Source organism: Candidatus Sulfurimonas baltica (assembly GCF_015265455.1).
GTDB classification, from domain to species: Bacteria; Campylobacterota; Campylobacteria; order Campylobacterales; family Sulfurimonadaceae; genus Sulfurimonas; species Sulfurimonas baltica.
Map to the genome: position 1 here is coordinate 2,202,659 of NZ_CP054492.1, position 21,187 is coordinate 2,223,845.

23 protein-coding genes are annotated in these 21,187 nt (G+C 33.8%); 14 read left to right on the forward strand and 9 right to left on the reverse strand.

All coding sequences use genetic code 11. The annotated features are described in order from the left end of the window. Positions 1–9: 9 nt before the first annotated feature. Entirely contained in the window at positions 10–915 is a 906-nt protein-coding gene (locus HUE88_RS11060; RefSeq protein WP_194369015.1) for a DMT family transporter, read from the reverse strand. Positions 916–968: 53 nt separating this feature from the next. On the opposite strand from HUE88_RS11060, the gene HUE88_RS11065 reads away from it, so the two are divergent. From HUE88_RS11065 to HUE88_RS11080, 4 genes are all read left to right on the forward strand, one after another. Beyond that, entirely contained in the window at positions 969–2,006 is a 1,038-nt protein-coding gene (locus HUE88_RS11065; protein WP_194369017.1) for a hypothetical protein, read from the forward strand. Positions 2,007–2,080: 74 nt separating this feature from the next. Next, positions 2,081–2,875 carry a DUF3108 domain-containing protein gene (locus tag HUE88_RS11070; RefSeq protein WP_194369019.1) on the forward strand — a complete coding sequence of 265 codons (795 nt, stop codon included), beginning with the start codon at positions 2,081–2,083 and terminating at the stop codon, positions 2,873–2,875. A 140-nt stretch (positions 2,876–3,015) separates the two neighbouring features. Beyond that, entirely contained in the window at positions 3,016–3,768 is a 753-nt protein-coding gene (locus HUE88_RS11075; RefSeq protein ID WP_194369021.1) for a DnaJ domain-containing protein, read from the forward strand. After that, positions 3,768–4,139 carry a cytochrome C gene (locus HUE88_RS11080; protein ID WP_229860074.1) on the forward strand — a complete coding sequence of 124 codons (372 nt, stop codon included), beginning with the start codon at positions 3,768–3,770 and terminating at the stop codon, positions 4,137–4,139. Before HUE88_RS11075 ends, HUE88_RS11080 begins: the two co-directional genes overlap by 1 nt. Before the next feature lie 7 nt (positions 4,140–4,146). On the opposite strand, the gene HUE88_RS11085 is transcribed toward HUE88_RS11080, so the two are convergent. After that, complete coding sequence (locus HUE88_RS11085) at positions 4,147–5,316, reverse strand: HD-GYP domain-containing protein (protein ID WP_229860075.1); 1,170 nt, start codon at positions 5,314–5,316, stop codon at positions 4,147–4,149. A 107-nt stretch (positions 5,317–5,423) separates the two neighbouring features. Then, positions 5,424–5,867 (reverse strand): phosphoribosyltransferase, encoded by a 444-nt coding sequence (locus tag HUE88_RS11090; RefSeq protein WP_194369023.1) that lies wholly within the window; start codon positions 5,865–5,867, stop codon positions 5,424–5,426. 60 nt (positions 5,868–5,927) lie between these two features. Between HUE88_RS11090 and HUE88_RS11095 the strand changes: the two genes are divergently transcribed. From HUE88_RS11095 to der, 3 genes are all read left to right on the forward strand, one after another. Then, positions 5,928–6,917, forward strand: coding sequence for an LPP20 family lipoprotein (locus HUE88_RS11095; RefSeq protein WP_194369025.1), 990 nt, complete (start codon positions 5,928–5,930; stop codon positions 6,915–6,917). A gap of 72 nt (positions 6,918–6,989) precedes the next feature. Next, a complete protein-coding gene (locus HUE88_RS11100) occupies positions 6,990–7,571 on the forward strand; it encodes an LPP20 family lipoprotein (protein ID WP_194369027.1) in 582 nt (193 codons plus the stop codon). 127 nt (positions 7,572–7,698) lie between these two features. Further along, entirely contained in the window at positions 7,699–9,192 is a 1,494-nt protein-coding gene (der, locus tag HUE88_RS11105; protein ID WP_194369029.1) for a ribosome biogenesis GTPase Der, read from the forward strand. 90 nt (positions 9,193–9,282) lie between these two features. Here der and HUE88_RS11110 read toward each other — a convergent pair whose 3' ends face one another. Both HUE88_RS11110 and hpf read right to left on the reverse strand, forming a co-directional pair. Next, positions 9,283–9,705: a CopD family protein gene (locus HUE88_RS11110; RefSeq protein ID WP_194369031.1), complete on the reverse strand. Its 423-nt coding sequence runs from the start codon at positions 9,703–9,705 to the stop codon at positions 9,283–9,285. Further along, entirely contained in the window at positions 9,705–10,034 is a 330-nt protein-coding gene (gene hpf / locus HUE88_RS11115) for a ribosome hibernation-promoting factor, HPF/YfiA family (RefSeq protein WP_194369033.1), read from the reverse strand. The genes HUE88_RS11110 and hpf overlap by 1 nt, the downstream gene beginning before the upstream one ends. A gap of 115 nt (positions 10,035–10,149) precedes the next feature. On the opposite strand from hpf, the gene trpS reads away from it, so the two are divergent. After that, on the forward strand, positions 10,150–11,115 hold the full coding sequence (trpS, locus tag HUE88_RS11120) for a tryptophan--tRNA ligase (RefSeq protein WP_194369035.1): 966 nt from the start codon (positions 10,150–10,152) through the stop codon (positions 11,113–11,115). Positions 11,116–11,136: 21 nt separating this feature from the next. Here trpS and HUE88_RS11125 read toward each other — a convergent pair whose 3' ends face one another. The 3 genes from HUE88_RS11125 to hemB are packed head-to-tail and all read right to left on the reverse strand — an operon-like array spanning position 11,137 to position 14,287. After that, positions 11,137–12,327 (reverse strand): multiheme c-type cytochrome, encoded by a 1,191-nt coding sequence (locus HUE88_RS11125; RefSeq protein ID WP_194369037.1) that lies wholly within the window; start codon positions 12,325–12,327, stop codon positions 11,137–11,139. A gap of 3 nt (positions 12,328–12,330) precedes the next feature. Then, positions 12,331–13,254: an ornithine carbamoyltransferase gene (gene argF, locus HUE88_RS11130; protein ID WP_194369039.1), complete on the reverse strand. Its 924-nt coding sequence runs from the start codon at positions 13,252–13,254 to the stop codon at positions 12,331–12,333. Between the two features lie 58 nt (positions 13,255–13,312). Next, positions 13,313–14,287: a porphobilinogen synthase gene (hemB, locus tag HUE88_RS11135; protein WP_194369041.1), complete on the reverse strand. Its 975-nt coding sequence runs from the start codon at positions 14,285–14,287 to the stop codon at positions 13,313–13,315. Positions 14,288–14,369: 82 nt separating this feature from the next. Here hemB and ribA point away from each other — a divergent pair, with 82 nt between their 5' ends. The 4 genes from ribA to HUE88_RS11155 are packed head-to-tail and all read left to right on the forward strand — an operon-like array spanning position 14,370 to position 16,140. Continuing rightward, positions 14,370–14,933, forward strand: a complete 564-nt coding sequence (gene ribA / locus HUE88_RS11140) for a GTP cyclohydrolase II (protein ID WP_194369043.1) — start codon at positions 14,370–14,372, stop codon at positions 14,931–14,933. Between the two features lie 9 nt (positions 14,934–14,942). After that, on the forward strand, positions 14,943–15,524 hold the full coding sequence (gene rsmG / locus HUE88_RS11145) for a 16S rRNA (guanine(527)-N(7))-methyltransferase RsmG (RefSeq protein ID WP_194369045.1): 582 nt from the start codon (positions 14,943–14,945) through the stop codon (positions 15,522–15,524). Next, positions 15,521–15,748 (forward strand): PP0621 family protein, encoded by a 228-nt coding sequence (locus HUE88_RS11150; RefSeq protein WP_194369047.1) that lies wholly within the window; start codon positions 15,521–15,523, stop codon positions 15,746–15,748. Before rsmG ends, HUE88_RS11150 begins: the two co-directional genes overlap by 4 nt. After that, a complete protein-coding gene (locus HUE88_RS11155; protein ID WP_194369049.1) occupies positions 15,748–16,140 on the forward strand; it encodes a hypothetical protein in 393 nt (130 codons plus the stop codon). Before HUE88_RS11150 ends, HUE88_RS11155 begins: the two co-directional genes overlap by 1 nt. Before the next feature lie 4 nt (positions 16,141–16,144). On the opposite strand, the gene HUE88_RS11160 is transcribed toward HUE88_RS11155, so the two are convergent. After that, positions 16,145–17,164 carry an alanine racemase gene (locus tag HUE88_RS11160; RefSeq protein WP_194369051.1) on the reverse strand — a complete coding sequence of 340 codons (1,020 nt, stop codon included), beginning with the start codon at positions 17,162–17,164 and terminating at the stop codon, positions 16,145–16,147. Positions 17,165–17,257: 93 nt separating this feature from the next. Between HUE88_RS11160 and HUE88_RS11165 the strand changes: the two genes are divergently transcribed. Both HUE88_RS11165 and HUE88_RS11170 read left to right on the forward strand, forming a co-directional pair. Then, positions 17,258–18,253, forward strand: a complete 996-nt coding sequence (locus HUE88_RS11165; RefSeq protein WP_194369053.1) for an agmatine deiminase family protein — start codon at positions 17,258–17,260, stop codon at positions 18,251–18,253. Positions 18,254–18,325: 72 nt separating this feature from the next. Next, a complete protein-coding gene (locus tag HUE88_RS11170) occupies positions 18,326–21,181 on the forward strand; it encodes a PAS domain S-box protein (RefSeq protein ID WP_194369055.1) in 2,856 nt (951 codons plus the stop codon). Positions 21,182–21,187 lie beyond the last annotated feature (6 nt).

The window sequence follows — 21,187 nt, forward strand, 5'->3', positions numbered from 1 at the left end:
AATCTAAAATTACTTTTCTCTAGCCACCATAATCCCAGCAAAAACAATCAAAATAATTCCACATGTAGTTATTAAATTTGGAAGTGCGTCGCCGAGCAAAAGACCAACCAAAATGGCAAATACAATGTTTGTATAACTAACAGCTCCAACTATTCCAGCCTTTGTTTCCCCATAAGCTTTAGTCATAAAATATTGAGAGAATGTTCCTAAAACACCAAGTCCAATCACATAGAGCCAAACAACACCTTTTGGCATAACAAACTCACCTAACATAAAATCTAACTCTGACATGTAGAAATATTTTGATAAAACAAATAAAATAACTGGACCTATAGTTCCAATCAAAGTAAAGGAAAGAACTATCGCTCTTGTGTCGTAATATTTTCTAAGTTCTCTAACTGAGGTGTAAGCGAGTGCCGCTCCAATACCGCTGAATATTCCTAAAATATCATACTTAGTAAATCCAACTGCACTTGGCTGTGTTATAAGTAAGATTCCTAGAAAACCGACAAAAACAGCTAACCAAGCTTTTGGTGAGAGCTTCTCACTTAAAAAAAGCCATGCAAAAAGTGCTGTAAATATTGGGGCGGTTTTTGAAAAAGTAACAGCATCACCAAGCGGAATATGTGCAATATTATAAAAGTATGCCAATAGTGCCAAAAAACCCATGGCTCCGCGGAAGAAAAGCAATAAAAGCTTTCCCCCCTGATGAATCATAGGCTTTTTGTACACTGCGTAAAATATTAAGAGTACCCCAAAAACATTCCTGAAAAAGACAACTTCCAGAGAACTCATATGTTCACTTGCCAGTTTGGCAAACGCACCCATTATCGCAAACATAAATGATGCTAAAAGCATATATTTTACGCCACTGTTTAATTGTTTTATTCGTTTCATAAGTGCCATTATACCCATCTATTTTTAATTAAAAAATCGCTATAATCATCGAAATAACAAAAGGGAATATTTTGTCATTACGGTTAATATTTGGATTTGTTTTTTTGTTTTTTGTTTTTAACTTGAGTGCTGATACCAACAGTAGCAGTAATTTTTTTGAAACTTATATTGATGCAAGTCAAAAAACAATTTCCGATAAAGTCGTCAAATGGTCTGATGGCATAGATAAAACAGTCGGTAGCTGGATAAGTACTTCTGACGGGGACACAACTTGTGACGGCGAAGATATGCAAAACTCAATTGATGAATTTTTCCAAAGTGAAAAATTCATTAATGAGACAGAAAAGAGCTACCTTCGGATCAGTTTAGGCTCACTCTTTCAATCAAAAGCTTCAACGACCTTCAGCTATAAGATAAGTGCCCAATTGCCGCTAAGCAGAACAAGAAAGAACTATAAACTTTTCATAGATGATATCGAGCAAAATTATTTTGATGATACAGCTTCTAGCACTTCCAAGGATGAGACTGCACCCAATATTGGCGTTAATTACTTTGCTAAAGAGTTCCATGGGATAGAGTCAAAATACTCCATAGGTTTTAGAGGTTTGTCTGCTTTTGTTCGTGCCAGATACAGTAGAAATTTCAAGGTAGGCAAATGGACAATTGAACCTACACAGCAGTTTAAATACTCAACAAAGTATTTTGCTGAAGAGGAAACAAACATATATTTTGACAGAAAACTAGATAACCTTTCACTCTTTAGAGTCTCTCTTCATCGTAAAACAATGGCTCACTATGATGGGATGGATTACAGTTTTGCACTCTCTTACTACTTAACCCCAAAAATATATAAGGGGGTGAGTATTTCACAAATTTTTGGAGGAAATACAAAATTTAAATATGTAATAAACAGCACAATACCGGCTACTCTTTCTGAGCCTTTTGGAGGCATAAGCAATTATGTGACATCTATTGGTTTTCGCAGAAGTATTTGGAGAGAATGGATTACATATGAGGTGCAGCCTGCTATTAGTTTTCATAGAGAATATGACTACGAAGTAAACTATATGCTACAATTAAAATTAAATTTTTATTTTGGTTCTATATAAAACTATCAAAATACTTTAATATTATGTTAACCGATTCACAGATAGAATATTAATAAACATAAAGGGAGTTTGCAATGAAGATTCTAGCGACAATATTTTTGTTAACAGGCTTTTTATATGCTCAGGATTTTTCAACTCGGTATGATGTAGATGTGAGCATGTTCGGCAAGGTTGGATATGCTGATGTTGAACTAAAAGAAGATGGCAAAAAGTATGAAATAAAACTTGTTGCAAACACCGTTGATGTAGCTGCTTTTCTTTTGAATAACAGGGTTGAAACCTTTGTAAGCAAAGGTGTTATAGTCGATGGCAAATATATACCTGAAACTTTTGTAAAAACAAAAACAAAAACACGAAGCAATAAAATTCAAACCTACTATTTTAATCACAAAGAGAAAGAGATTATATTCGTAGAAGAGAAAACAAATCTAGTAAGTCAAACCGACTTTAATCCTTCGACCTTTGAATTTACAACAAGGGATGTACAAGAGAGTTCAAAAGAGGAAAATATACTTGATGATTATATAGCTGATGATGTTTTAAGCTCCTACCTCAATACTAAATCAAGTTGCATAGATGGACACAGGAGCTATAATTTATTTGCGATTGGCGCTCATAGTGACGAAAACAGAGTCACTTTATCGTGCCTTGAAAATACAAAAAAAGAATCTGCTTCATTACTGTTTTCTGATGGAATTGCAAATATATATAATCTACATGTAGAGCCAATTGATCCAGATGAGACTACCGTGGATGTGCTCATAGCCTATGACTATGACGGGCTTTTAAAAGAGGCTGTATTGGGTGAAATATTCTGGATTGGAAAGATTACAGCAAAACGGGTCTACCATAAAATCAGCAGAAAATAAATCTATACATTAATTTATATTTTCTATAATTAAGCTTCTGAATAATTATCGGATTAGCCCCTGAATCAAGTTCAGGGTGACGGACATCCAGTTTATAATTTAATCAGAAAATCAAATGATACAAATAATAAAGGTGCATTATGGGCAATTTAATACTATTGGCAATTTTAGGCGGATTTTTTTACTGGATATTTAAAAGTTATTCTCAATATACGTCATACTCGCAGGAGGCTTTTAAAAATTTTTCTGTAAATAGAGACTCTATACAAAAAAGTGATTTAGGTCTTTTTGTGGCACTTGTAGCAAAGGTTGCCAAAGCTGATGGAAAAGTAGATGCCTTGGAAGCAGAGCTTATTGGAATAATGTTTGACGACATCTCAGCAGTTTTTCCAGAACCTAAAAAAACAAAAGATATTTTAAAACAAATTTTTAATGAAGAGAAAGAGCGGTTTGACAACCTAGAAGATATAGCTTTTAGTTTAGGTCAGGCTATTAAAAGAGACAAAAGTAAACAGCAACATTTTATGGGGTTTTTAATCCAGCTTGCATTTATAGATGGCAGTGTCAGTAAGAGTGAAGATGAAGTTTTAATTACTATTGCTGAGGCTTTTGAGTTTGATCCCAATGCTTACCATGCTATATTTGAACAGTTTGAAAAAATGATGAAAAACGTTCATCCAAAAGCAAATATAGCTGATGCTTACAAACTTTTAGGTGTAAGTGAAAATGATGATATGAGTGTAATTAAAAAAGCCTACAGAAGCCTAGTGCGCAAGTACCATCCTGACATTATCAAGTCTCAAAATAAAGATGAGGCTTATATGCAAGAGGCAACTGCTAAAACGCAAGAGATAAACCAAGCTTACGAGATGATAAAAGAGCATAAAAAATAATGTCTAAACATAAAAAAGTTTTTTTCGCCACCCTTCTTGTCTGTTCTTTAGAAGCTGATGATACGGGCTCTTTGCTGTTTAACGGAAACTGTATAACCTGCCATAAAGAGACACAAACAATATCTGCACCCTCTGTAGTAAAATTTAAAGAGGTTTATAAAAATGCTTTTCCTGAGAAAGAGGAGTTTATTAACTATATGTCTACTTGGGTGTTTAACCCAAAAGCTGAGAGTTCTCTTATGCAAGACTCAATACAAAAACATGGACTTATGCCACATCTTAGCTATGACATAGATACCTTAAAAGAAATTTCCGCTTACATATATGAAACAGATTTCACAACAAGAGGTGGAAAATACTGGAGTAAATAATTAGCAATTAGGCGATTTTATCAATAAACTTATCTCTAACTTCTAGAAACTCATCCAAATTGTTAAAAAATATATCTACTAAATTTGGATCAAAATGTTTGCCGCTCTGCTCTTTAAACATCTTAAAAATACTCTCATCATCCCACGCTTTTTTATAGACTCTATCACTCCCGAGTGCATCAAATACATCTGCGAGAGCTGTTATCCGCCCATAAATAGTAATCTCTTCACCTTTTAAGCCGTTTGGATACCCTGTGCCGTCATATTTTTCATGATGTTCGTGGGCTACTGTTGCAGCAATTTTAAGAAGTTGTTTGTCTGAATGTTTTAACATCTCATATCCAAGCTTTGCATGAGAATCCATTATTTTTCTCTCATGCTCATCAAATCTTCCTGGCTTATTTAAAATTGCATCAGCAATTCCAACTTTTCCTATGTCATGCATAGGACTTGCTTGCTTTAAAAGCTCGGCTTCATATTCATGCATTCCAGAGTGAAGGGCGAGTAGTTTTGAGTACTCTGCAACTCTTTTTACATGGTTGCCCGTCTCTTTGCTTCTGCTCTCGCCAATTGTACCCATAGTAAAAATAATCTCTTTTTGCGTCTCTTTTACATCTTTATTGAGAGATACTATCTCTATGATTTTTTCATTAACCTGATCTTCTAGATAGTTGTTTATACTCTCAAGTTCACTTTTTAACTCTTCAACCTCTTTTTGTGCTGTTATATTATGGCGAACTGCACTGTACCCTACATGTAACCCAGCGTCATTATAGTCTGCTTCAATATTGGCAGCCACCCAATAGTACCCGCCGTCTTTTTTTTTGTTTTTTACTTCCCCAGACCACTTTTGCAAAGTATGAAGAGTATCCCACATCGCTTTAAAAGCTTCTTTTGGCATATCTGGGTGTCTAACAATACTATGCGGTTTTCCTATAAGTTCGTAATCTTTGTAGCCGCTGACTTCGCAGAATGCTTCACTTACATGAGTAATAATGCCTGTTAAATCAGTTTTAGAAAATATTACATTTTTATCATACAGCTTTACATAGTTTATTAAATCTTTTGCTTTTTTTTCAATCTCTTTTTTCAAATGGTAGTTATGTTTGATATTAAAGTAAAGTACAAATAATAAAATAAATGTAATTACAGTAGTCATTAAAAATAAATTTGTCATATCCGGTGAACCCATGAATTACCCCAAGAAATAAATTTTATATATTTAACAAAGATTATAACCAAAAAAAACAAGAAAACTTACAAGAAAATTAAAGTTTATCTAGCCTATTCTGAGAAATCTCTCTCCCAAAAAAAATCTATCCAGTCATCTGCTTCATTTATCCAAAAGTCTGGCTCATAAATAGATGTTTTTTTATAAAAAAGAGTTGCGGACTGAAACTCAACATCTTTAAAACAACCTCTCAAATGTTTCATAATTTCATTTAAGGTATCACCACTATCTGCTATATCATCAACAACAAGCACTTTTTTTATATCTGTGAACTCAGCACTTCCAAATATAGTCAGTTCTTCTCTTTTACAAGTATCATCATAAAGTTCGGTTCTTATACTTTGAACATCCCTTATATTAAGCCCCTCAGCCATTGCATGTGAAAGAGTAAGCCCACCTCTTGCTACTGCGACTATCGCATCAAACTCAAAGTTTTTAACCTGCGAAATCAATCTGTTTGTATCATTTTTAAAATTTTCATAAGAGTAATATTTCATAATCGTATTATACTAGTTTAAAATTATTTTGATAGAATTCTTTCAAAACAAGGACAATAAATGTATAAAAATATTCTACTGGCACTTTTAATAGCACTCATTGCCGGTTGTTCTTCTCAGCCTCAACCCAAGCCTGAAACTATTCCAGCGTGGTATACAAATATACCAAAAGACAATTTACTTCTTTATGCTGTTGGAACATCAGACACAATTGAAAAAGCAAAAAATATTGCAATCTCTTCTATGAGAAACTCCATAAGTAACGAGCTAGATGAATCTTTTAAAAGTTCTTCACATCTGCTTCAACCTTTAGATAGTAAAACACTAAAAAAGATTTCAGAACAAAATTTAGATATTTCAAAAAAGTTGTATCTAAATCATACAAAACTAGTAAAATCAAAAAAATACAAAGGTGAAGTTTTCGTCATAATAAGCATATATAAAGAAGAGATATATCAATCACTGAAAATAATTTCTGATGCTAAGATGGCACGCGTTAAACAAGAAAAAAGTTTAGTAGCTGCAAAATCCGACATAGAAAAATTTGTTGCTCTTGACCCGCTTATGTCAGAATACCCTACACTTGCATCACTGACCGGATATAAAGAGTTGCTGAAATATACGTATAATGCAGATGATGAATTTAGATTTTTAAAAATTTTGAAAGATGAATATGATGAAATAAAATCAAATCTCAACATATATATTTTAGCAGATGGTAATTCAAGATTTTTCTCGTCATTTGTAAAAAATGCCTTAGATGAGAAGGATATCAATATTGCAAATAACACAGAGAATAAAAACTCTTTTAAACTTCTCGTAACATCAAAAACTGATGAATCTCAGGAGTACAGTTTTCATAAATCTAAATCTCTTGTAAAATTTACTCTACTGGATAAAGATAAAAATGAAGTGGCATTTAGACAACATACATTTATTGGTAAATCCAGAAAAAACCAAACAGAAGCAAAAGAACAAGCAGCAGTTAATCTAAGGAATAAAATAAATCAACTTGGTATTTTTGACTTTATTGGAATTAAAAAGCATTAATAGAGCTTTGTTAGTAAATATCATTTAAGATTAAAACTGATACAATCATTTCAAATAAAAGGAGAGATATAAATGACTAAAATTATTTCATCAATCGCGCTGGCAGGTCTGTTGGTAGCTACTATCACCGGATGTGGGAAAAAAGACGTTAAACCTGCGGATATCGAGTTCAACAATATCTGTAAGCAAGAGAATGTACAAGCTCCTGATTGGACATGTAGACCTTCAGCAGATGGTGCATATGCTGGGGTTGGAGTTGCTCAAAAAAGTGCTGCCGGTATGGGTCACATGAGACGAGTTGCTGTAGCAAACGGTCGCTCAGATTTAGCTCAGCAAATCAGTACACTTGTAAAAGATAAAATTTCTTTATATACAGGTACAACTGGTGTTGCCGGAAGTGAAACTGTAGATCAAACTACAGAGGCTGTTACAAAACAAGTTGCAAAAGTTGACCTAGTTGGTTCAAAATCCATTGACACTTGGAATGCTCCGTCTGGTGCACTTTATATGCTAGTGACTGTATCAAAACAATCTGCTAATGAACAAATTAAAAATAATCTTGCAACAAGTTTTAAAAATGACCAAGCCCTATGGCAACAGTTTAAAGCTAAGAATGCTTTAGAAGGTTTAGAAAAAGAATTTTCTGACAATTAGTGACTTAAACTCCTTCTCTGAAGGAGTTTACTAAGACAACATTTCAACTCCTCAACTTTAACTATTTAATTTAGATATAATTCCAAATAAACTACAAATATTTCTTCACTAAAGCAAGGCAAAAAACATGAAAAAAATTGCAATTATTGGTCGTCCTAATGTTGGTAAAAGTTCACTTTTCAACAGACTAGTTAAAAAAAGAGACGCTATTACATCTGAGCAGGCGGGTACAACCAGAGATGTTAAAAGACGACCTGTAACTATCATAAACAAACAGGCACTACTGTTGGATACCGGTGGTTTAGATAAGGGTTGTGAGTTATTTGACAAGATTAAAGAGATGTCACTTAAAGCAGCTTATCAAGCCGATATCATTCTTTATATGGTTGATGGAAAAGGTTTACCAGAAGATGAAGATAAAAAACTTTTTTATGAACTTCAAACTATGGGTAAAGATGTAGCTCTAATTGTAAATAAAATAGACAACGATAAAATGAAAGAGAAACTTTGGGATTTCTATGAGTTTGGAACAGATGCGATATTTGGCATATCTGTAGCTCATAACAGAAATACTGTCAACCTTCTTGAGTGGATTGGAAGTAAAATTCCAGATTCTGACATCATAAAAGATGAAGAAGATTCAGATGAAGATGATGTAAATGTAATAGAAGAAGACTTAAGTGATGAAGATTTCTTTGCTAATATAGAAAATCAAGATGAAGAAGATGATGGATTTACATATTGGGATGAAGATGAGATGGACGGTATCGTTGATGATGACTCTATCTTTGCTCAAAACGACAAGATAAAAGAGTTTAATGAAGATGATGTAAATCACATTAAAATCTCTATTATTGGTCGAACAAACGTTGGTAAAAGTTCACTTTTGAATGCACTTCTTGGTGAAGAGCGCTCAGTTGTAAGTAGCGTAGCAGGTACAACAATAGATCCTATTGATGAGAGTATTGACTATAAAGGAAAACAGCTTACATTTGTAGATACAGCTGGTCTTAGACGTCGCGGTAAAATAGTCGGTATAGAAAAATTTGCTCTTATGAGAACAACAGAGATGTTGGAAAATTCCAATATGGCACTTGTGGTATTAGATGCAAGTGAACCATTTTTAGACCTTGATGAAAAAATTGCGGGTCTTGTAGACAGCAACAGACTTGCTTGTATAATCGTTCTAAATAAGTGGGATATATCAAAAAGAGATGAGCATGATAAAATAATTCAAAGCGTAAGAGATAGATTTAAATTTTTGGCTTATGCACCAATTATTACACTGTCCGCAAAATCACATCAAAGAGTTGATAAACTTAATGATATGATTTTAGAGATAAACGAAAACTACTCACAGCGTATTACAACTTCACAACTAAATGATGCTATGGAAAAAGCGATGAGAAAACATCATCTTCCAAGTATGCATGGTCAAGTTATTAGAATCTACTATGCAACTCAGTATGAGACTAGACCACCAAAAATTGCAATTGTAATGAATAAACCAAAAGGTCTCCACTTTACATATAGAAGATACTTAACAAATAAACTAAGAGAGTCTTTCAACTTTACGGGAACGCCAGTCTTGTTTAAAGCGAAAAAAAGAGGCGAAAAGTAAGAATTGAAGCCAAAACCCAAAGGGTTTAACTTCAGTGACCACAGCGGTCCGAGCGAAGTAAAAGGGACGAGTCCCTTTTGCGGACTAATGCTAGAAGGGTTTAAAAATCACCATACCAACAATTACTAAAATAAGAAGTGTTGGTACTTCATTATATATTCTAAAATATTTTCCACTTTTAAAACATTTATCTTCTAAGAACTGTTTTCTAAAATAATCCATAGAAAAAAAGTATGCTATCAAAAATGCCACAAAAAGAATTTTAGCATGCAACCAAGCATTGCCACTAAGACCTATCTCATAACTCATATAAGCACCAGTTAGAAGTGTTGCCCACATAGCTGGAACACCAATATATTTATATATTTTCATCTCCATTACTTTTACAACTTCAACAAAACCCTTATTATCAATATTTTCTGCGTGATAAACAAAGAGTCTTGGCATGTAAAACAACACGGCAAACCATGAAGTAAATGACAATATATGAAACCAAATTATCCAGCTATACATTAGTTATCTAATATCTCTAAGTCTTTCATTCCGGTACTTTTATGTGAAACTATTTTTTCATGTAAACGGCGAAGTGCTGTTGTAGCTCTGTCTATTGCTAAGTCAATCGCAGCATCCAAGTTATCATCTACTTGAGAAATAACAACTGGTTTAGCATGAGCAACATGAATATCAAATTCTATTGAAACACCTTTTTTTTCAGCCTGTACATGAACATTTACAGATGTAATTTCTAGAGAATATTTTTTGAAACTCTCAATCGCTGATTCAATGTGAGCTCTTGTGCTCGACTGTAGTGTAATGTCTTTTGCGTGTACTTGTACGTTCATAATAAATCCTTTTATAAAGTAGCGTAACTACTTCTATATAACCTATATCATAGCGAAATAAAGCTAAAAAATGTATAATGTCATAAAAAATTATCAATTATTTTGGAGTGTGCATATGAGAGTTTTAACTGGTATTCAGCCATCTGGCGACTTACACATAGGGAACTATTTTGGTTCTATCAAGCAGATGGTGGATGCTCAAAGAACAAGCCAAACATTTGCTTTTATAGCCAACTATCATGCGCAAACAAGTGTAACGGATGGAAAAAGACTAAGCGAACTCACAATGCAGTGCGCAACTGACTTTTTAGCACTTGGCATAGATCCGGACAAATCTACTTTTTGGGTTCAATCAGATGTTAAAGAAGTTTTAGAACTATATTGGGTATTGTCATCTTTTACACCCATGGGATTACTAGAACGAGCTCATAGCTACAAAGACAAAACAGCACGTGGCCAAGCGACGAACCACTCTCTTTTTTCATATCCTGTTTTAATGGCAGCAGATATTTTACTGTTTAACTCTGAAGTGGTTCCTGTTGGCAAAGATCAAATTCAACATGTAGAGATAGCAAGAGATATTGCAACCAAGTTTAACAATCAATATGGTGAAATTTTAGTTATCCCTGAATTTCGTGTACAAGAAGATGTCCAGACAGTTCCAGGGATTGATGGACAAAAGATGTCAAAGAGTTATGGAAATATTGTTAATATATTCGGTGAAGAAAAAAAGCAACTAAAAACAATCAAAAAAATTGTTACTGAAAATGTAGCGATGCAAGAGCCAAAAGAGTATGCAAACTGTAATGTTTACAATATGGCAAAGCTATTTTTAGAGGGTGATAACCTTTTAGAGCTTCAAGAGAGATACAAAAAAGGTGGTGAAGGGCATGGTCACTTTAAGATTTATCTTGGAGAAGTTATGTGGGAATATTTTAGAGAGTTTAGAGAAAAACGTGAGTACTTTGAAAATAATCAAGATGAAGTAAGAAATATTTTAAATATTGGTGCAAACAAGGCAAGAGAGATAGCTCAGCCAACAATTGAGAAAATCAGATCTGCCACTGGGATAAGATACTAAAAATATCTTATCCTTTAGTTTTTACTTTAGCCTTATTTCTTTCGTGGTAATTAAGCTTTCTTTAGCCCAAATCTTATCTTTAAGCTTTAGTATAGAACGGACTTCATCATTAACTAATCGATAATAAAGCTCAACTTTAATACTTTTTGCACCTTTGACATTAGGAAGTTTAAATACTTTTTTACCATTAGCAGGAATACTCATATCTTCTGAAGCTTTTTCTGCCGCATGAGGGATTGTCGGCTTGCCACCTCTTCTTGTGTAATGAGTAGTCAAAGAGATTCTTTTATTTTTCATCTCTTTTGCACCATCTTTATATGTCACATCTATTATTAATTCTCTTGCTCCGAAGCCACTTGGAATATTATGAGGCTGTGGATTTGATATCTCAATAATTACATTGTTTTTTTTCTGAACTAAGTTGACATCTAGAGCATCTTTCCACATACTAAATACATGTGCACCCTCAAAGCCATGCTTTCTTACATCTCGTTTTCTTACTTTTCCGTCATCTATTGGAAGTGTTGATGCTGCACCTTCTACTCTTGGCCCCATATGGCAATCAACACAAGATTTTTTGCCTTTTTTATATTCTGAGAGCATATTTGTAAATACTAAACCTTTTACTGATTTATCATTGGCATGGCAAACAAAACACAATTTATCTGAATCTTCATTCATAAAATCACGATATTGCGTTTTGTGATAAGGCGAATTAGCGTCTTTGTATGGTCCAGCCATTATTCCTGATTTCATCCATGTAACGCGATTCATCCCTCTTACTGATTCATCCCTGTCTGTATGTATCTTATCTATATTGTGACAAACCACACAGTTTATTCCCTCATTAATTGAGTCGGAATTTACAGCTTTATTTATAGCAGAACCTTTATCTAAATTTAAGGCTACCATTATTTCATAGCTTTCACTGGTGCCAGTAACAGAAATTCTTGGATTGTGACAAGTTGCACACTCAATCTTTACACTACTAAGACTTTTCCTTGTTTTTTTACTAATATAATCAATAGACGCTCTAAAGTATTCATCATTCTCATAGTGGCTTTTTGAATGTTGAGATTTTTCCCACTCTTCAACTATTGGCATATGACACGCCTGACATTTATCTGATGTTTGAAATTTTTCATCAATTTTAACTACTTTGGCAGCACCTAACGATACAATAAGAGTTATAATTACCAATAATATTCTCATACTTTAACCTTTTTGTTTATTTAACCAAACCATCAAGCCCTTTTGAGCATGAAGTCTATTTTCAGCCTCATTAAAAACTATGTCCGAGTGTTTATCAAAAACTTCCTCACTCACTTCTAGACCTCTGTAAGCCGGAAGACAGTGTAAAAATCTAGCACCACTATGTGCTAAATTCATCATCTCTTCATCGACCATAAAACCACTGAATACTTTTATTCGCTCTTCTTTTTCTTCTTCTTGTCCCATCGAGGTCCAAGTGTCTGTTGTTACAACAGTAGCACCTTTTACAGCAACTTTAGGGTCATTAGTAGTGGTTATAACTGCACCGCTCTCTTTAGCGATTTCAAGAGCTTGTGATAAAATTTCACTATCAACTTCGTACCCTTTTGGAGTAGCAATTCTAAGCTCAAACCCTAGCTTTGCACAAAGCATCATCCAAGAGTGTGTCATATTATTTCCATCACCGACATAAGCGGCAATTAAATTTTTTTCTGCATTGTATTCAATTAAAGTCATATAATCAGCTAAAAGCTGAACAGGATGGTAGGAGTCAGTAAGTCCGTTAATAACCGGCGCTTTTGAGTAGCGTGCGAACTCCTCTATCATTGAGTGATCAAAAGTTCTTATCATAACCATATCACACATGCTGGAAATCACCCTTGCAGTATCTTTTATCGGTTCACCGCGACCTAGGTGAATATCACGGTTTGAAAGGAACAGAGCATGTCCACCCAATTGAAACATTCCAGTTTCAAAACTTACTCTTGTTCTTGTTGAACTTTTTTCAAAAATCATACCCAAGGTCTGGTTTTCTAGCTCTTTTTTGTATATTTTTGACTTTAGGTTTTTTTTAATTTCAAGTCCGATATCAATAATTTCTAAAATCTCTTCTTTCGTAAAATCTTTTAGTGTTAAAAAATGTCTCAATATTCGCCCCAAATTTTTATTATATATGTCGCTATTCTATAGGTAGTTATCTTTGAAACTACTTATTAAGCAATATCTTTGCAACTTCTTTGGCGTGATAAGAGATTATTATGTCTGCACCGGCACGTTTAAAACTCATCATAGTCTCCATCACAACTCTATTATAATCAATTAAATCATGCTTACCTGCGAGTTTTAACATCGCATATTCTCCGCTTACATTATACACAGCCATTGGAAGTGACGTTGCATCTTTAATCTCACGTACTATGTCTAAGTATGCAAGAGCAGGCTTTACCATAAGTATATCTGCACCTTGAGCTTCATCTTCGATACTCTCAGCAATCGCTTCTCTTCTGTTTGCCGGGTCCATTTGGTATGATGCACGGTCGCCAAAACTTGGAGTTGATTCAGCCACGTCACGAAACGGTCCATAATATCCAGATGCAAATTTTGTCGAGTAGCTCATAATTGGTAAATTCTCAAATCCTGCACCATCAAGAGCTTCTCTTAGAGTGACAATAATTCCATCCATCATTCCCGACGGCGCTATCATGTCTGCTCCTGCTTTTGCATGAACAATTGCTTGCTGTCCTGATATTTCAAGTGTTGCATCATTGTTTACAGTTTCATTTTTTTCGTCAATAATTCCACAGTGCCCATGATCTGTATATTCACAAAAGCACAGATCAGTAACTACAAACATCTCTGGATGTGCTTCTTTTATAGCCCTTATTGCAGAAGCGATTATCCCGTGTTCACACAGTGAGTCTGAACCGATAGAGTCTTTTACATCAGGAATTCCAAAAAGAATAATAGAATAAAGTCCAAGCTTTTTCAACTCTTCACACTCTTTTAATATTTCATCTAAACTCATCTGAAAAACGCCTGGCATTGAAGCTACTTCAGTTTTAATTCCCTCACCTGAACGAACAAACAGTGGGTAGATAAAATCTGTTACGTTTACATTTGTCTCACGAACTAATGAGCGAAGATGCCCATTAAGACGAGTTCTACGAAATCTTTGAAACATAATTAAGTCCTTAAAAGTTTTTTTTGCTATAATTTTTAAAAATTTATTTTATCGTTTTAAAGTTAAAAGTAGGGTACATTAATTGAATATAGATATTTCTGAAGTTGCAAACTTACCATCTAGATTTGGAAACTTCAAAGTAAAAGCCTTTAAAGAGGGAAACAAAGAACATCTTGTAATTTATAAAGACAGTCTTGATGAAATACCGATAGTAAGAGTTCACTCAGAGTGTTTAACTGGGGATGCTATCGGAAGTCTAAAGTGTGATTGTAGAGATCAACTAGAGTATGCTCTAAAACTTGCTGAAGATACTAATGGTATGGTTATTTACTTAAGGCAAGAGGGTAGGAATATCGGTCTTTTAAATAAGATAAATGCTTATGCTTTGCAAGATAAAGGGTTAAACACCATAGAGGCTAATCACCAGCTTGGTTTTGGAGCCGATGAGAGAACATACGAAATGGTAACATATATACTCCATCACTTCAATATTCATAAAATTAAACTCCTTACAAACAACCCAGATAAAGTAAACTCTATAAATGACATAGAAATAGTTGAGCGTATTCCTATAATTATGCAATCAAACATACATAACAAAGATTATTTAAATGTTAAAAAAGATGACATGGGTCATCTACTATAAAGGATACTATTGGATTTAAAATCAGCACTTCAAGATGATAATATCAGCTTGCCAGAGAACTTTTTCTATAACGTACAAAAATTTAAAGAGCACCTTTTCAAGTGGAATAAAATTCATAATCTAACCGGTGCCAAAGATGAAAAAACAATAGATGAGTTTATATATGATGCTGTTTTTCCTATAAGTTTTTTGCCAAAAACTAAAAATCTTTTAGACATAGGAACAGGCGCCGGTTTTCCAGGTATGATTTTAGCCTTTGGACTTCCTGATACGCAAGTTACTTTGGTTGAACCACTCGCAAAACGTGCTAGTTTTTTGCAGTTTGTAAAGGCAGACTTAGGGTTGGACAACGTTAGAGTTGTAAAAAAACGGGTTGAAGACATGGAGAGTGAGATTTTCGAACTTGTAACTTCAAGAGCTGTTACAGATACAAATATGCTTTTAAAATTAAGTGAAAACTTTCGTGATAAAAACTCAAAACTTCTTTTTTACAAAGGTGAAAAAGTTTACGATGAAGTAGGAAGCGATTTAAAACACAAAGTTATAAAGACTAAGAATAGACACTATTTACTTATAGGAGAAGATTTATGAGTCCTCAATGGATTTTAGTTATTGTGTTAATTGCTGTAGTTTACTTTTTTTTCATCAAGAAAAAACCTGCTGTTACACAATCAAATAAAAACAATAAAAAAGACGAAGTACAAAGCAGTGACATGGTTGAGTGCTCTACATGTGGAGTCTATTGTGAGTTAGACGACACAATTCTCAGCAACAACAAATACTACTGCTCAAACGAGTGTTTGGAGAAGGCATAATGCTTTTCTTTGGACATAGATTTATAGATAGTGAAAATTTTTATCATATCCCAAATATAGATGCCATAAAAAACACTCCGCCATCTTCAACTATATACGTGGAGTTTAGTGAAGATAATCTTGACATTATAAAACATGCTATAAAAAACTCTGTAAATATCGCCGTAGAAGTTATAGATATCACCCAAGTTGTATATGCTTCAGCTTTGGGGGTTTCATTTATCATAGTTTCTAAAAAGTTGGCAAAAACTGCTCAAAATTTGGCGGAAAACTATCTCTTTGATGCAAAAATTTTAGTCTACATAGAGGATGAAGATGAGATTGAAGAACTTGCTATTTTAGGAGTTGACGGCATTATTTGCTCTAACGCAATTATAAAAATCAACTCTTGAATTTTTAAATAATTTTTCTAGTAATATCCGACTTTAAAGATGTAAGCACTTCATAACTTATAGTTTCTGCGAATGGTGCTACTTTTGAAGCATCATTGAAAATAAGAAGTTCTTCTTTATCACTTACAAATGAACTGTTATCCATAGAGATTCTGCCAATCAACTCCTCACCGTTTGGAGTTTTATACCCTTTATTCGCACATGTTCTTAAAAAACCGTCACCGTAACCAAAGTTATAATTAGTTACTTTGCAACTCTCTTTGGCTTCGTAGTCACCGCCATAACCTACCCTCTCCCCTTTTTTCAACTCTCTTGATGAGTTTATAGTTGCATGTAAAGACAAAACAGGTTTTAAATTTTCTACAAATAAAGAATTTGGAAGTTTCATACATCCATAAGCGGAAATTCCGACCCTTGCCATATCTTCATCAAAATCTGCATGTCGAAACAACGAAGCTGAATTTGATGAGTGAAATCTAAGCTCATCAAATCCAAACTCTTTAGCTAACTTTATTGAGTTGGCTTTTACTATTTTAAAATTCTCATTTTGCCAAAACCACTCACTTGTAAGCTCATCTGCACTTCTATGATGCGTAAACACAGCTTCTAAAATCAGTCCTGCTTCTTTGATTTTTATAAAAGCTTCTTGAAGTTCACTTATATCAATACCGTTGCGGTGCATTCCCGTATCTACTTTTAGCTCTACTTTTGTATTGGCAGGAAATCTAGAAATTGTGTTTATATCATTAATTGTATATCTTATTTTATCGCTTTTTATTTTTGGAATTTCTCCTAAAACCAGAATATACTCAAAAAAATCTTCTATAGATTTTGCCTCTTCACATGTACGGACAACTGCTTTTTTTACTCCGTACTCTTTTGCTAAGGCCGACATCTCTAAGAGTCCATGTCCGTATCCGTTATCTTTTAAAACTAATGCTATTTTATCTACGCTTTTGGTATGTTCTGCAATAATATCGAGATTATTAAAAAAGTTATTTTTATTTAAAGTTATATAAGCCATAAGGGAATTATACCAAAGAAATACTCTCGCAACTAAGCGTAGCTTCAGTGAGGGGAATTTTTTTCGGACTTGTTCGTAAAAAAGGAGAATAGAGTGAAAAGATTGATTGCAGAGTTTGAAGAACAAAGTTTTACACAAATTATATTTCCACATGCTAAAACCGATTGGGTTGAGTATTTGGATGAGGCAGAAGTTACATTTACAAATATTATTAATGAAATAATCAAGTATCAAAAATGCCTTGTTGTCTGTGCAGACATTGAAGATGTTAAGAGCAGATTTGAGCATAACGAAAACCTTTATTTTGTTGAGTTTGAGACTAATGACACTTGGGCGAGAGACTCCTCTGCTCTTTGCATAGAAGAGAATTCACATGTAAAACTCTTAGATTTTAATTTTACCGGCTGGGGCGGTAAATTTGACGCTTCAAAAGACAATGCAATGAGTCGGGCAATTCAAAAAAGATACAACAAAGAACTTCTACATGTAGCGTTGGATTTGGAGGGTGGAGCGGTTGAGAGCAATGGAGTTGACACTATACTTACAACATCGGAGTGCATGTTAAACAAAAACAGAAACTCCTCTTTGAACCCTTCACAAATCACTGATATATTGCAAAATGAATTTGGAATGAAAAAGATTCTATACCTAAATCACGGCTACCTTGCAGGTGACGATACAGATTCACATGTAGATACTTTGGCAAGATTTATAGATGAAAAAACAATAATGTACGTTACATGTAAGGATGAGAGCGATGAGCATTTCAAAGAGTTAAAACTTATGCAAAAAGAGCTTTTTGAGTTTGCAAAAGCTTATAATTTAGAACTTATTGAACTTCCGATGACAGATGCTATATACTTTGAAGATGAGAGATTGCCGGCTACTTATGCCAATTTCTTATTTGTTAACGGTGCCGTTTTAGTACCTGTTTACGGAGTTAAACAAGATGAAGAGGCATTAGAGATTTTCAAAAAAACTTTTACAGACAAAGAGATAGTTGCTATTAATTGTATGGCACTCATAAAACAGCATGGCTCACTTCACTGCGTCACTATGAATTTTGCAAAAGAAGTTGAGATTATTTAAAGTTTATATATTAAATTTCTACTTAGATATTATATGATAGTATGGTAGAAGAAATTATATAGGGCTTAATAAATGAGAGTTACTACTAAATTAACCGCTTTACTTTTAGTTGCAGGTTTGCTGCCGTTTATTAGCATGACTTATATAAACTACAAGTCATCAGTAAAAGACATTACGAAAGAAGTAACAAAAAACTTAAGTTCATCTATTAAGTATAGAACCAAGGTTATGAATAGATATGCCAAAAACCTTAAAAAAAGTGTAGAATTAGATTCAACTTCTCCTCTCCTAAACTCTATCCTGACAGACTCTGATAATTTTTCAAAAAGTTTAGAAAATAAAAAATCACTTCAAGATTTTCTGGCACATCAAGTTAAGGTACATAGCCTTGTTAATACGTTCATTATCTCATTGTCAGGTGACATAATAGAGAGTGCTATACCAAATATTGATTTTCTTACAAACTTAAATGATGAATCTTGCATAGACAGTGAACTTGCAAAAAGTTTTCATAAAGTTTTAAAAGAGAGAAAAAGTTATATTTCAGATTTTGGCTACCATAAAACTTCCAAAAAACCATCAGCATTTATAATCTCTCCTATCTTCAGCGACTCTAAGATAATAGGAGCTCTTGGTTTTCAAATAAATATTGATGAACTATACTCCATTATAGGAGATTATGACGGATTAGGAGAGACAGGTGAGATTATCATTGCATCAAAAGTTGCAGATAAAGCACTTTTTTTAAATCCTCTGAGAAATGATCCCTCAGCTGCATTTAAACGCTACGTAGAGATAGACTCTGCTTATGGATTGCCTATACAACAAGCTGTAAATTCAGGAAACAGCAGTGGAATATTTTATGACTATAAACATAATGAGGTTATAGCTACATGGGGGTACATTCCTGAACTTAGAATAGGTATGGTTTTTAAGGTAGATACTAAAGAGGCTTATGATGATATTGTAAAATTAAAAAACAGTACCATCTTGCTTGGCTTAATTGCACTTAGTATATATCTTTATATTGTATGGCTTATTAGAAAAATGATTTACTCGCTAGAGTCCAAACGTGAACAGTATGAATTTGGCATAATGGGGACAAATGATGGGTTATGGGACTGGAATCTAAAAAATAATTCAATTTATTTTTCACCTAGATGGAAAGAGATACTTGGGTATAAAGATGATGAACTCACAAATGAATTCTCTTCTTGGGAAGAAAAAATCCATCCTGAAGACAAACAACAAGCCCTTAAAGATGTTGAGGCAAGTTTAGTTAAAGAAGGTGTTGGTTTCAAAAACACACACCGCTTAAAACATAAAGATGGTCACTGGATTTGGGTACTTGGTCGTGCTAAAGTTTTGTTTGACGAGAATGGCAAAGCTTCTCGTATGGTTGGCTTTGAGACTGATATAACAGAGAACAAGGAAAAAGAGGAACAAATAGCTAAAATAGGAACTCTCCTTACTAACATAATCAACTCTTCTGATAATCTAATCTTTGTTAAGGACGAAAACTTTAAGTATATAGAGTGCAACACTGCCTTTGAAGAATTTGCGGAAAAAACAAGAGAAGAAATTTTAGGTAGAAGTGATTACGAACTGTTTGACAAAAAGATTGCCGATTTTTTTAGAGCCAAAGATGAGAAGGTAATAAAATCAAACAAGTCAGAATACAATCATGAATGGGTCACATATCCTAACGGGGAAAAAGTTTACTTACTTACGGTAAAAACTATACTTCACAATGAAAAAGGTGAATCGGCAGGTCTTGTAGGAAATTCCATTGACATGACAAGAGAACATGAGACACAACGTGAAATATATAAACTCAAATCAACAATTGAGAGAAGTCCTGTCTCTATAGTTATGACAGATGAAAAAGGTCTAATTCAATATGTGAATCAAAACTACAGCAAAGTTACAGGATACTCCATAAAAGAGCTTATAGGACAAAACCTAAGAATATTTAAATCAGGCTTTACTAGTGATGAAGAGTATGCAAAGATGTGGAGAGTCATTAATGATGGAAAAGTATGGTCTGGAGATTTTAAAAACGTTGCTAAAGATGGCTCTTTTTTTTGGGAAAACACAACAATAATGCCCTCCTTCAGTGAAGATGGTAAAGTAAACGGATTTATAGCTATTAAACTTGAAACAACAGAAAAACAGTATATGCAAGAGGCTCTAAAAAGCCAGGAAGAGATTATGATTGCCCAGTCTCGCCACGCTGCGATGGGTGAGATGATAAGCATGATAGCACACCAGTGGAGACAGCCTATAAGTGTGATTGCTATGGGAGCAAACAATATTTTAGCTGATATAGAGCTAGACATGGTTGATATAAATAATCTTGAGATTGGTGCAAAAGGGATAATAAAGCAAACTCAAGAGCTCTCAAATACCATTGATGATTTTAGACACTTCTTTAGACCGGGAAAAACACTGGAAAATATTTTGCCACAAAATATTCTTGAAGATGCTTTGGGTGTGATTGGAAAATCTTTACAAAATAACAATATTGAAATTATTCAAGAAGTTCATAATGCTAAAGAGATTACAACTCACTCCAGAGAGCTAATGCAGGTTCTTATAAATATACTCAACAACGCAAAAGAGGCACTGATTGAAAGTGGTGTTAAAGAGAAGAAAATATTTACCCTTATTAATGATAAAAAAGAGAGTCTGCTTATAAAAATTTGTGACAACGCTGGAGGGATAAAAGAGGATATAATAAATAAAATTTTTGATCCTTACTTTAGCACAAAAGAAGAAAATGTTGGAACAGGGTTAGGTCTTTATATGGGCAAGACTATTATTGAAAAACATTTAGGCGGAACTATAGAGGTTATCAACCAAAGCGATACAGAAGGTCGTGTTATTGGTGCATGTTTTCTTATAAAACTGCCATACAATAGGAAATAAGGAGGG

What these genes read in the sequence shown, in the direction of transcription:
- HUE88_RS11060 (WP_194369015.1), bottom strand. Translation starts at nt 915, where the DNA reads ATGGGTATAATGGCACTTATGAAACGAATAAAACAATTAAACAGTGGC.
- HUE88_RS11070 (WP_194369019.1), top strand. Translation starts at nt 2,081, where the DNA reads ATGAAGATTCTAGCGACAATATTTTTGTTAACAGGCTTTTTATATGCT.
- HUE88_RS11075 (WP_194369021.1), top strand. Translation starts at nt 3,016, where the DNA reads ATGGGCAATTTAATACTATTGGCAATTTTAGGCGGATTTTTTTACTGG.
- HUE88_RS11080 (WP_229860074.1), top strand. Translation starts at nt 3,768, where the DNA reads ATGTCTAAACATAAAAAAGTTTTTTTCGCCACCCTTCTTGTCTGTTCT.
- HUE88_RS11085 (WP_229860075.1), bottom strand. Translation starts at nt 5,316, where the DNA reads ATGACAAATTTATTTTTAATGACTACTGTAATTACATTTATTTTATTA.
- HUE88_RS11090 (WP_194369023.1), bottom strand. Translation starts at nt 5,867, where the DNA reads ATGAAATATTACTCTTATGAAAATTTTAAAAATGATACAAACAGATTG.
- HUE88_RS11095 (WP_194369025.1), top strand. Translation starts at nt 5,928, where the DNA reads ATGTATAAAAATATTCTACTGGCACTTTTAATAGCACTCATTGCCGGT.
- HUE88_RS11100 (WP_194369027.1), top strand. Translation starts at nt 6,990, where the DNA reads ATGACTAAAATTATTTCATCAATCGCGCTGGCAGGTCTGTTGGTAGCT.
- der (WP_194369029.1), top strand. Translation starts at nt 7,699, where the DNA reads ATGAAAAAAATTGCAATTATTGGTCGTCCTAATGTTGGTAAAAGTTCA.
- HUE88_RS11110 (WP_194369031.1), bottom strand. Translation starts at nt 9,705, where the DNA reads ATGTATAGCTGGATAATTTGGTTTCATATATTGTCATTTACTTCATGG.
- hpf (WP_194369033.1), bottom strand. Translation starts at nt 10,034, where the DNA reads ATGAACGTACAAGTACACGCAAAAGACATTACACTACAGTCGAGCACA.
- trpS (WP_194369035.1), top strand. Translation starts at nt 10,150, where the DNA reads ATGAGAGTTTTAACTGGTATTCAGCCATCTGGCGACTTACACATAGGG.
- HUE88_RS11125 (WP_194369037.1), bottom strand. Translation starts at nt 12,327, where the DNA reads ATGAGAATATTATTGGTAATTATAACTCTTATTGTATCGTTAGGTGCT.
- hemB (WP_194369041.1), bottom strand. Translation starts at nt 14,287, where the DNA reads ATGTTTCAAAGATTTCGTAGAACTCGTCTTAATGGGCATCTTCGCTCA.
- HUE88_RS11150 (WP_194369047.1), top strand. Translation starts at nt 15,521, where the DNA reads ATGAGTCCTCAATGGATTTTAGTTATTGTGTTAATTGCTGTAGTTTAC.
- HUE88_RS11155 (WP_194369049.1), top strand. Translation starts at nt 15,748, where the DNA reads ATGCTTTTCTTTGGACATAGATTTATAGATAGTGAAAATTTTTATCAT.
- HUE88_RS11160 (WP_194369051.1), bottom strand. Translation starts at nt 17,164, where the DNA reads ATGGCTTATATAACTTTAAATAAAAATAACTTTTTTAATAATCTCGAT.
- HUE88_RS11170 (WP_194369055.1), top strand. Translation starts at nt 18,326, where the DNA reads ATGAGAGTTACTACTAAATTAACCGCTTTACTTTTAGTTGCAGGTTTG.